We start from the raw sequence: 8,930 nt of genomic DNA, 5'->3' as shown, positions 1-8,930 counted from the left end.
CATGGGCACCCGCCGCGACACCGGGCGCCACCCGCAGCCGCACCCGGGCCGGGGGCAGCCGCTCCGCGCCGTACAGCCGCTCGATCCGGTCCATCTCGTCGAAACTGTCCACGACCACCTGCCGCACTCCGGCGGTGATCGCCGTACGCAGCTCCCGGTCGTCCTTGTTGTTGCCGTGCAGCACGATCCGGTCGGCCGGTACGCCCGCGCGCAGCGCCACCAGCAGCTCACCGCCGGACGCGACATCGAGGAGGACCCCCTCCTCATGGGCGAGCCGCGCCATGGCCGTGCACAGGAACGCCTTCGAGGCGTACGCGACGTTGTCCCGCCCGAACGCGGCGACCGCCTCGCGGCAGCGCTGCCGCAGATGCTCCTCGTCGTAGACGAACAGCGGTGTCCCGAACCGCCGCGCCAGTGCGGTGAGCGCGATGCCTCCGACGGCGAGGCCCTCCGGACCGGACTCGGCGGTGCGGGGCAGCAGCTCCGCCGCGATGGCTGACGACACGGTTCTCCTCCCCGATGGCCCGATGGCCGGCTCGAAGCCATCCTGTGGCCTGGGAGCGGGACGACGAAAGCGTATTCTTCCGGTGCTGAGCCTCACCGATTTCGATGCTCGCCCCACGGCCCGCGCACCTCACCGGAACGGCCGCACGACCGGACCCGCCCGCCTCGACGCGGCCACCTGAGGAACCGGGACCCGCGAGCCCTGGACCCGCGAACCCCCGGGGAGTACGGCGTCCCGCTGCTGGCTGCCACCGCCGCCCGCCCCGGGGCCGACGGAACCGCCCGGCGCCACGCCTCAGGCGGCCACCGCCACCGCGCGCACCGCGGGAGTGCGCAACACCCGGGCTGTCGTGCCGAGACCGGTGATGAGCGTCGCCGCCGCGGCGACCGCGACGACGGCCAGCCAGATGCCCGGCCCCTGGTCCGGTACGAGCCGGCCGGTACGGACCTGACTGAACGCCAGGATCCCGGCGAGCCCCGCCACCGTACCGAAGAACACCCCCGTGACGGTCAGCAGCAGCGATTCGAGGCCCACCATCCCCAGCACCTGGCCCGGGGTGGCCCCCGCGAGCCGCTGCCGGCCGAACTCCTGACTGCGGTAGGTCGTCGACGCGTACAGAGTGTTGATCAGCATGACGCAGCAGAACAGCACGATGACGCCGACGACCACGAGGTTGATCGTCTCCAGATTCTTGTCGTCCACCGACCGCACCAACCCGGACGCCTTGATCGCGTCGTTCTCGATCGCCTGCATATAGAGCGTCGCCGTTCCGATCCCGGTGAACAGGATCAGCGGCATCAGCACACCACTCTGCTGTTCGGCCCGGCGGCGCATGGTGGCCGCGGTCAACTGGCCGCCCGCGCCCGCGAGCACGGTGAGCAGCCGTTCCCGACCGCCGATCTGGGCGCGCAGCAGCGCGGGGGAGAACACCGCGAACCCGACGGCCAGCAGGATCGACCCGTATGCGGCGGGCGCCATCAGCGCGCCGTCCGTCGGCTTCAGCGCGAAGGTCGAACCGACCCCGCCGGCCCCGGCGAGCAGTGCGGCGCAGCCCCCGGCGATCCGGGCCCGCCCGCGCGGCCGGCGCGCACCGGCCAGGGCGAGGGTCGCCCGCCGTACCGCCAGGAACGCCGCGCCCACCGACGCCAGCAGGGTGATGCCGGCGCCCGAACTGATCCCGACCGGTCCGAAGACGTACGCCACCCGGTCGTGGACCTGACCGGTGTCCTGGAACATGTCGAGCAGCACCCGCCCGGCGAACATCGACGGCACGAGCGCCAGCAGGGAACCGGCGACCGCGACCACGGCTGCCTCGCCGACGACCATCCGCTTGATCTGCCCTGGTGTGGCGCCCGTACTGCGCAGCAGGGCCAGTTCCGCCGCGCGCTGACGCACATTCACCGTCAGCGTCGACGCCACCGCGAAGAACACCAGCAGCGAGCCGTAGCCGCCGACCACGCCGGCGGTCAGGGTGAGCGCCTGCGCGTCGGCGTCGGCGACGCCCGGCCCGGCGGCGGTGTCGTGCATCGAGTTGAACGTGGTGACGATCGCGGAGCCCAGAAAGGTGGCGAGCAGGGTCGCGGCAAATCCGCCGGGGCGGTGCCGGATCGTCCGCAGGGAGAGCGCGAACACGCCTCACACCTCCAGCGGGACATGGGGCGCGACAGGGTCGCCGGAATGGGCCAGCCGCTCGGCGATGACCTCCACACTCGGCCGCGCCAGGTGCCCGGCGAGCCTGCCGTCCGCCAGAAACAGCACGGTGTCGGCGTACGAGGCTGCCACCGGGTCGTGCGTCACCATCACCACGGTCCCGCCGTGGGCGCTCACCACCTCCCGGAGGAGCATCAGGACATCGCGCGCGCTGCGGGTGTCCAGCGCACCGGTCGGCTCGTCCGCGAAGATCACACTGGGCGCGGTGACCAGCGCGCGGGCGATGGCGACCCGCTGCCGCTGACCGCCGGAGAGCTGGTCCGGCAGCTGGCCGAGACGGTCACCGAGGCCGACCTCCTCAAGGATCCGCCGGGTCCTGGCCCGGTTCACCGGACGCCGGGCGAGCCGCAGCGGCAGTGTGGTGTTCTGCTCCACGGTCAGTGCGGGCAAGAGGTTGTACTGCTGGAAGACGAACCCGATCCGGCGGCGCCGGAACTTCGTCAGCCGGGCCTCGCCGCCACCGGTCATCTCCTCGCCGTCCACCACGATCCGCCCGCTGTCCGGCCGGTCGAGGCCCGCCGCACACTGCAACAGGGTGGACTTACCGGAACCCGACGGCCCCATCACGGCGGTGAAGGTACCCGCGGGAAGGCTCAGCGTCACCGCGTCGAGCGCTGTCACCGCGTTCTCCGCAGTTCCATGGATCTTGGTGACCTCCACCAGGCGCAGCGCCTCAGCTGCCCCACCGCCCTCGGTCCTGCCGTCGCGTCGCAACATGGTGTCCTCTCCATCGGGCACGTTCGCGCCCCCCGCGATGACGGTAGAGGCGGCGGCGGGCGCGCACACGGGGCCGAGGACCCCGTTCCCGGGTGGTGTTGGGCGCACCCCCGCGCGGGGTGTGGGTCCCCACCCCTGGTGCCGGTTTCGCCGCGCGGGGCCCGTCCGACGAGGGCATCGAGCCGGATGAGACCCGCCTGCGACCGAATGACGCTCCGTCCGTGCTCCGCTCCCTGTGTACCGCCCTGTACGCCGCCCTGCCGAGCCGCCCACGGGGGACCAGTCACGATGCGGACAGATCACACCGACCTACCCGTCATCCGGGTCGAGGCGGGCGCTCCCGACGCCGCCGAGCTGGCCGCCGTCACCGCTGTGCTACTGGCCGCGCTCGCGGCCGGGGACCACGGCTCGGGCGCCGCCGGGCCCGCGACCGGGGGGCCGCCCGGCCCCGCGACCTGGGCCAAGGACCCGGCCGGGCCCGGTCCGGCCGGATCCTGGGCCCGCCGCCCTCAGCCGACGTGGCGACCCCTCCTGTGATCACCGCCCGCCCCGCGGGCCACCTGTCCAACGGGCCGACCGCTCAGCCTTGCGCGCCGTTCAGCCTTGCGCGCCGTTCAGCCTTGCGCGCCGTTCAGCCCTGCGCGCCGTTCAGCCCTGCACGCCGCTCAGCCCTGCACGCCGCTCAGCTCGTTCGGCGCCTTCGGCAGGGTGACAGAGGCGAGCCGCTTCCCGGACTCGATGTCGATCGCGTGGATCCGCTTGGCGGCCGGGTCGGACACATAGGCGGTGTGGTCGCGGACGAAGAGCGTCGGCCGGGCCTGCTGCCACTCCAGCGGTTCCTGCCAGGCGCCGATGACCGGCACGGTCCTGGTGACCTCGCCCGCCACGGGGTCGATCACATGGATCTTCCCGTCGGTGCCGAGGACGAGCGCCTCACCGTGCGGGCCGCGCGCCAGGGAGCGGAAGGTGTAGCTGGTCCCGAGGTCGACGAGCCGCAGCTTCCCGGTCTCCGTGTGGATCAGCGACACCTGCTCGGGGCGTTCGAGTTCGGCGTCGGCGTCCTTCTTGTAGTCGCCGAGGACGACGGGGGACGCCTCGGACCCGGCCTGATTGCCGATCCTGCCGTACGGGGTGGGGCTCTTCGCCTTGGTGATGACACCGTCCCGGTAGATCAGGACCCCGTCCTCGCAGCCGATGACGACGGCCTCGCCGCGCGCGGTCGCCTCCCCGTGCACCCCGGGGCACTTCTCGCTGCGGGCGACCTCCTTGCGGTTCTTGTCGAGGACGGAGATGCCGACCCGCTTGTCCTCGGTGCCGAGGGTGGTGACCAGCCGACCGTTCGCCAGCTCGATGGCGACCCCGTGGTGCGGGGCGGCGGACCTGTGGGTGTCGGTCTTCGGCTTGCCGCCGCTCAGCTCCTTCGGATCGAACGCCGTGATCTCGCCGGAGCCGTCGCTGAAGAGCACGGTCCGGCCTGCGTGGTGCACCACATGCCCCGGCTTGGGACCCTTGAACTCGATGTCCGTGAACGCCCGGCCGCCGGCGTCCAGGACACGGAACCCGGTCGTGGTGGACACCATCACATGGCGGTCGTCGCCCGCGGGGTTGACGCGGTTGAACCCCGGCAGCGGCAGATCCGCGGCGACCTTGAGCGTGTCGCCGTCCAGGATGCGGAGTCCGCCGTCGTACGTGGTGACGAGGGGGTTCCTGACGGGCGCGGCCGAGGTCCCCGGCTCACCGCCGGCCCGCCCGGCGGACGGTTCCTTCCTCTGTTCCCCGCAGGCGGTGAGCGCGAGCGAGACGGTCAGCAGGACGGCGACGGAGGCCGCCGTCCGGGGGCGCACTGAGATCTTCATGATTCTCTTGATTTCCTTGTCTGATGTCTGATGTCTGATGTCTGATGTCGGCGGAGTCGGCCGGGTGCGGCTGTGACTTCTGCTGTGCCGTGGGATTCGTTCGCGATTCAGTTCTTGTGCAGGAGTCAGTTCCTGTGCGTGAGTCAGTTCTTGTGGGTGAGGCTATCGCCGTGGTGTTGGCGCGCATCATTTCCAGATAGGTGGCCGCTCCCTTGTTCTTCGCGGTGAGCGACTCGGAGAACAGCGGGACGACCCGGACCCGTACGCGGCTCTCCCTCTTCAGGACCTGAGCCAGCCGCTCGGGCTGGGAGGAGTCCGCGAAGATCGCTCCGACACCGGCCCTTTCGATCGCGGTGGCCAGCGACTTGAGATCCGATGCGCTCGGCGACGCCAGGGTGGTGCCGCTGGGAATCACCGCTCCGATCACCCGGAATCCGAATCGGCTCGCCAGATATCCGAAGACATGGTGATTGGTCACGAGACTGCGCTTTCCGGCCGGGATCGCGCTGAAGCGCTGTCGCATCCAGGACGCGAGTTCATCGATTTCCCCGCCGTAACGGTCCGCGTTCTTCCGGATCGTGGCAGCGTCGACACCGCCGACGTTCTTCACGATCTGTTCGCCGATGAGCCGGGCCGCCGTCCGGACGCGATACGGGTCGGTCCAGAAGTGCGGATCGGGCTCACCCGCCATGTCGTCGGAGGCGTAGTCGATCGGGTCGGCCGCCTCACCGACGGCGAACGCGGCGACGCCCGCCTCCCGCGCGGCGTCAACATGCCGCAGGACGTTCTCCTCCAGGCCGAGCCCGTTGTACACGACGAGATCGGCCTGTTCGAGCCGGGCGGCCTGCGGGGCGGAGATACCGAAGGAGTGCGGATCGGCGTCCGCCGCCATCAGCACCGTGACCTCCGCCTCGGCACCGACGATGTTCCGGGTGATGTCACCGAGGATGTTGGTGGTGACGACCACACGGGGGCGGTCGTCCTCCTCCCCGGAGCAGCCGACGGCACCGAGCAGCAGGGTGCCCACGAGCGCGGCGATCGCGGCGAGGGCCGCCGCGCGTGCGGTCGGCGTACGGTGTCCGGCGCGCGTCGGGCGGTCGGTGGTCATCGGCCCGTCTCCACCATGTGGGTGGGCGCGATGTCGAGCGGGAAGGTGCGGGCCCGGCGCAGACCGTCGTTGTAGTCGATCTCATGGACCCTCTTCGCCGACGCGTCGTTGATGTACGCGCGGCCGGCGTCGATCTCTATGACCGCGGGGGTGCCGCCGGGCCTGGGGAGCACCTTGGTGGTCGCGGTCCGCCGCCCCGTGGCCGGGTCGTACGCCGACAGCACACCGTCCGGGGCCAGGGCGAGCAGTGGCGTGCCTTCGCCCGCCGTGGTCGCCGCGACGACGGGGCCGGTCCTGATGTGTGTCCAGGCCCGTTTCGTGGTGTCGAGCAGCCAGGCGCCGTCGTCGCCCGCGCGGGCCGCGAGCGTGCTGCCACCCGGCCGGTGGTCGAACGAGCGGGCGCGGTCCCGGGCCGCCACGGCCTTGCCGTAGGGGATCTTCAGACCGGTGAAGCGGCCGTTCTTCCCGGTGATGAGCAGGGCGCCATCGGAGCACGCGAGGACCACGCCGCGGCGGGTGACGGCCGCGCCGCCGGGCTGTGCGCACCGTGCGCCGATGGAGGTCACCGGCCGGGTGCCCTCGCGGCCGGTGATCTGCACGGTGTCCCGCCCGCTGCCGCGGCCCGGGACGACGAGATGTTCCCGGTACGGGACGACCGGGCCGGGCCGCGCCGCGCCGGGCAGGGGGCGGCCCGCCCCCACGGTGCCGTCCGCCAGTGCGGTGCGGTCGTACAGCCTGGCGCTGCCGTCGGCGAAGGAGACCGCCGTGACGGCGGGGTCGCTGTGGATGTGCGACGCGCGCTGTCCGGGGATCGGCCCGATGCCGCGGACCTTCGCCCGGTAGTGGTGGACATGGTCGCCGTGGTCGACCGTCCAGGTGCCGCTGTCGACGACCCGGGTCCCGGTGGCGGTGGCGAGGAAGGCGAACCGGCCGTCGGTGACGGCCCCGCGTATCGGTTCGGTGCCCTTGAGCGCCGTGGTGTCCCCGGTGACCAGATCCAGCACCCGGGTCGCGCCCGAGGCCGCGTCCGCCAGTACCAGGCGGGCCTGCTGTTCGGCGGTCTCCTCGGCCCCTTCGACATATCCGTGGGGTGGTGAGGTGGCCGGGGCGTTCGCCGCCGGGGAGGTCCCGCCGCCGGAGCCGCTCTGGCAGCCGGCGGTGAGCAGGGCCGCGGCGACGGCGGCGCCGAGCGTGGCCGAAGGGCGGGGCTTCCTGGGTTTCATGACGTATGTCCGTATTCCATCGGGGAGTCGGTGGGTTCCGTCCGGGAGTCGGTGCGAGGGGCGGCTCCGGGTTCCCGCCATCGGCCGCGCAGTGCGGCGGCGAGAGTGGAGAGCAGGAAGAGCGCGACCGCGGCGGCGGCGATCGTGGCCCCCGCCGCGGTGCTCAGATGCCAGGACAGCAGCAGCCCGGTGAAGGTCGCGGCTACCCCGAAGCAGGCGGCCCCGGCCATGATCGTCGGGATGCGCCGGGCCCAGGGGAGCGCCGCCGCGGGCGGTGCGATCAGCAGGCCGAAGACCAGCAGTGTCCCCACGATGTGGAACGAGGCGACGATGGCCAGCGTGAGAAGTCCCAGCAGGGCGGTGTGCGCGAGCCGGGGCCGCAGCCCGAGCGTCCGCGCCTTGCGCTCGTCGAACGCCAGGGCCACGAACGGCCGGTGACCCAGCACCGAGACCACCAGTGCGACGCCCAGGGCGATCGCGAGTTGGACGAGTTCCCTGTCGCGTACGGCGAGGACGTCGCCGAAGAGGAACCCGGTGAGATCGACGGCGAAGGACTGGGAGCGGGAGACGATGATCACGCCCAGCGAGAGCATCCCCACGAAGAGCAGCCCGATGCTGGTGTCCTGGGACAGCCGGGGCGCCCGGCCGGCCGCGGTGACGCCCAGCGCCATGGCGGCGGCGCTGAGGGTCGCGCCGATCAGCAGGTTTCCGCCGAGGAGCGACGCCAGGGCGACTCCGGGCAGCATGCCGTGTGACATGGCGTCACCGAGGAACGCCATCCCCCGCAGTACCACCCACGTACCGGCGACGGCACAGATGAACGACACCAGAATGCCGCCCCACAGCGCCTGCCGGACGAATGTCACCTCGAAGGGATCCATCAACCAGTCCATGGAGCGGGACCCTATAATGAAAATGATTATCACTTCAAAGGGGGTTTCGATGGATGAGACCGGACAGGGCCGGGGGATCGTGCTGGACGGTGTGTCGGCGGGTTACGCGGGTCGGCCGGCGCTGCGTCAACTCACCGCCCGCATACCGGAGTTCGCGACCACCGCAGTGGTCGGGGCGAACGGCTCGGGCAAGTCCACCCTGCTCGGCGTGCTGGCCGGGGTGCTGCCCGTCACAGCGGGGAAGGTGGTCCGCCGTTCCGGGAAACGGCCCGCGTTCGTCGTCCAGCGGAGTGCCGTCGCCGACGCGCTGCCGATCACGGTCCGGGACACCGTCGCCATGGGGCGGTGGGGACGGCTGGGGCTGTTCGGACGGCTGTCGGCGCACGACCGGTCGGTGGTGGACGCAGCCCTGGACCGGCTCGGCATCACCGATCTCGCGGAACGGCAGCTCGGCGAGCTGTCCGGCGGGCAGCGTCAGCGCGCCCTGGTGGCGCAGGGCCTGGCGCAGGAGTCGGATCTGCTGCTGCTCGACGAGCCGGCCACCGGGCTCGACGCGACCGCCGGGCGCCGGATCACCGAGTTGCTGGCCGAAGTGGCGGCAGGGGGCGTCACCGTCGTCCACGCCACCCACGACCTGACGGCGGCCCGCGCCGCGGACCACTGTCTGCTGCTGGGCGACGGACGGCTCCTGGCGGCGGGACCCCCGGACACGGTCCTCGCCGATGGTCCGCTCATCGCGGCCCGGCCCCGCTGACCCGGCTCCTGGTGTCCGGGGCCCGGCGCGGCCCGACGGCCCGGCTCCTGGTGTCCGGGCCCTGGTGTCCGGCCCCGTGGGGCCCGACCCGCCCCCGTTGACCCGCCCCCGTTGACCGGGCCTCGTTGACCGGGCCCCGCCCCGGCGGGCCCGTACCCGAATGG

8 protein-coding genes and 1 pseudogene are annotated in these 8,930 nt (G+C 72.3%); 2 read left to right on the top strand and 7 right to left on the bottom strand.

Going from position 1 to position 8,930, the window contains the following annotated elements; translation table 11 throughout:
- The 3 genes from ACWF94_RS05775 to ACWF94_RS05765 form a co-directional block, all read right to left on the bottom strand.
- Window positions 1–505: diaminopimelate decarboxylase family protein (locus ACWF94_RS05775; RefSeq protein ID WP_453485032.1), on the bottom strand; the 505-nt coding region annotated here is incomplete at its 3' end.
- 294 nt (window positions 506–799) lie between these two features.
- A complete protein-coding gene (locus ACWF94_RS05770; RefSeq protein WP_453485030.1) occupies window positions 800–2,137 on the bottom strand; it encodes an FtsX-like permease family protein in 1,338 nt (445 codons plus the stop codon).
- Window positions 2,138–2,140: 3 nt separating this feature from the next.
- On the bottom strand, window positions 2,141–2,932 hold the full coding sequence (locus tag ACWF94_RS05765; protein WP_453485028.1) for an ABC transporter ATP-binding protein: 792 nt from the start codon (window positions 2,930–2,932) through the stop codon (window positions 2,141–2,143).
- 288 nt (window positions 2,933–3,220) lie between these two features.
- Here ACWF94_RS05765 and ACWF94_RS05760 point away from each other — a divergent pair, with 288 nt between their 5' ends.
- A complete protein-coding gene (locus tag ACWF94_RS05760; protein WP_453485026.1) occupies window positions 3,221–3,469 on the top strand; it encodes an acyl-CoA carboxylase subunit epsilon in 249 nt (82 codons plus the stop codon).
- A gap of 128 nt (window positions 3,470–3,597) precedes the next feature.
- Here the strand turns inward: ACWF94_RS05760 and aztD are convergent, their stop codons facing one another.
- The 4 genes and pseudogenes from aztD to aztB form a co-directional block, all read right to left on the bottom strand.
- Window positions 3,598–4,788, bottom strand: a complete 1,191-nt coding sequence (aztD, locus tag ACWF94_RS05755) for a zinc metallochaperone AztD (RefSeq protein WP_453485024.1) — start codon at window positions 4,786–4,788, stop codon at window positions 3,598–3,600.
- 160 nt (window positions 4,789–4,948) lie between these two features.
- A pseudogene (gene aztC, locus ACWF94_RS05750) lies at window positions 4,949–5,896 on the bottom strand (zinc ABC transporter substrate-binding protein AztC); the annotation flags it as partial.
- Window positions 5,893–7,119 carry a hypothetical protein gene (locus ACWF94_RS05745; RefSeq protein ID WP_453485022.1) on the bottom strand — a complete coding sequence of 409 codons (1,227 nt, stop codon included), beginning with the start codon at window positions 7,117–7,119 and terminating at the stop codon, window positions 5,893–5,895. The gene ACWF94_RS05745 and the pseudogene aztC, both read right to left, overlap by 4 nt.
- Complete coding sequence (aztB, locus tag ACWF94_RS05740) at window positions 7,116–8,012, bottom strand: zinc ABC transporter permease AztB (RefSeq protein WP_453485020.1); 897 nt, start codon at window positions 8,010–8,012, stop codon at window positions 7,116–7,118. The genes ACWF94_RS05745 and aztB overlap by 4 nt, the downstream gene beginning before the upstream one ends.
- Window positions 8,013–8,061: 49 nt before the next feature.
- Here aztB and aztA point away from each other — a divergent pair, with 49 nt between their 5' ends.
- Entirely contained in the window at window positions 8,062–8,766 is a 705-nt protein-coding gene (gene aztA, locus ACWF94_RS05735) for a zinc ABC transporter ATP-binding protein AztA (RefSeq protein WP_453485018.1), read from the top strand.
- Window positions 8,767–8,930 lie beyond the last annotated feature (164 nt).

The organism is Streptomyces sp. NPDC055078, assembly GCF_053607985.1.
The sequence above is the reverse complement of the archived record's forward strand: the minus strand, read 5'-3'. Positions and strand labels throughout refer to the sequence as shown.

Coding starts and splice junctions, on each gene's coding strand:
- ACWF94_RS05745 (WP_453485022.1), bottom strand. CDS start 7,119: ATGAAACCCAGGAAGCCCCGCCCTTCGGCCACGCTCGGCGCCGCCGTC.
- aztB (WP_453485020.1), bottom strand. CDS start 8,012: ATGGACTGGTTGATGGATCCCTTCGAGGTGACATTCGTCCGGCAGGCG.
- ACWF94_RS05765 (WP_453485028.1), bottom strand. CDS start 2,932: ATGTTGCGACGCGACGGCAGGACCGAGGGCGGTGGGGCAGCTGAGGCG.
- aztA (WP_453485018.1), top strand. CDS start 8,062: ATGGATGAGACCGGACAGGGCCGGGGGATCGTGCTGGACGGTGTGTCG.
- ACWF94_RS05760 (WP_453485026.1), top strand. CDS start 3,221: ATGCGGACAGATCACACCGACCTACCCGTCATCCGGGTCGAGGCGGGC.
- aztD (WP_453485024.1), bottom strand. CDS start 4,788: ATGAAGATCTCAGTGCGCCCCCGGACGGCGGCCTCCGTCGCCGTCCTG.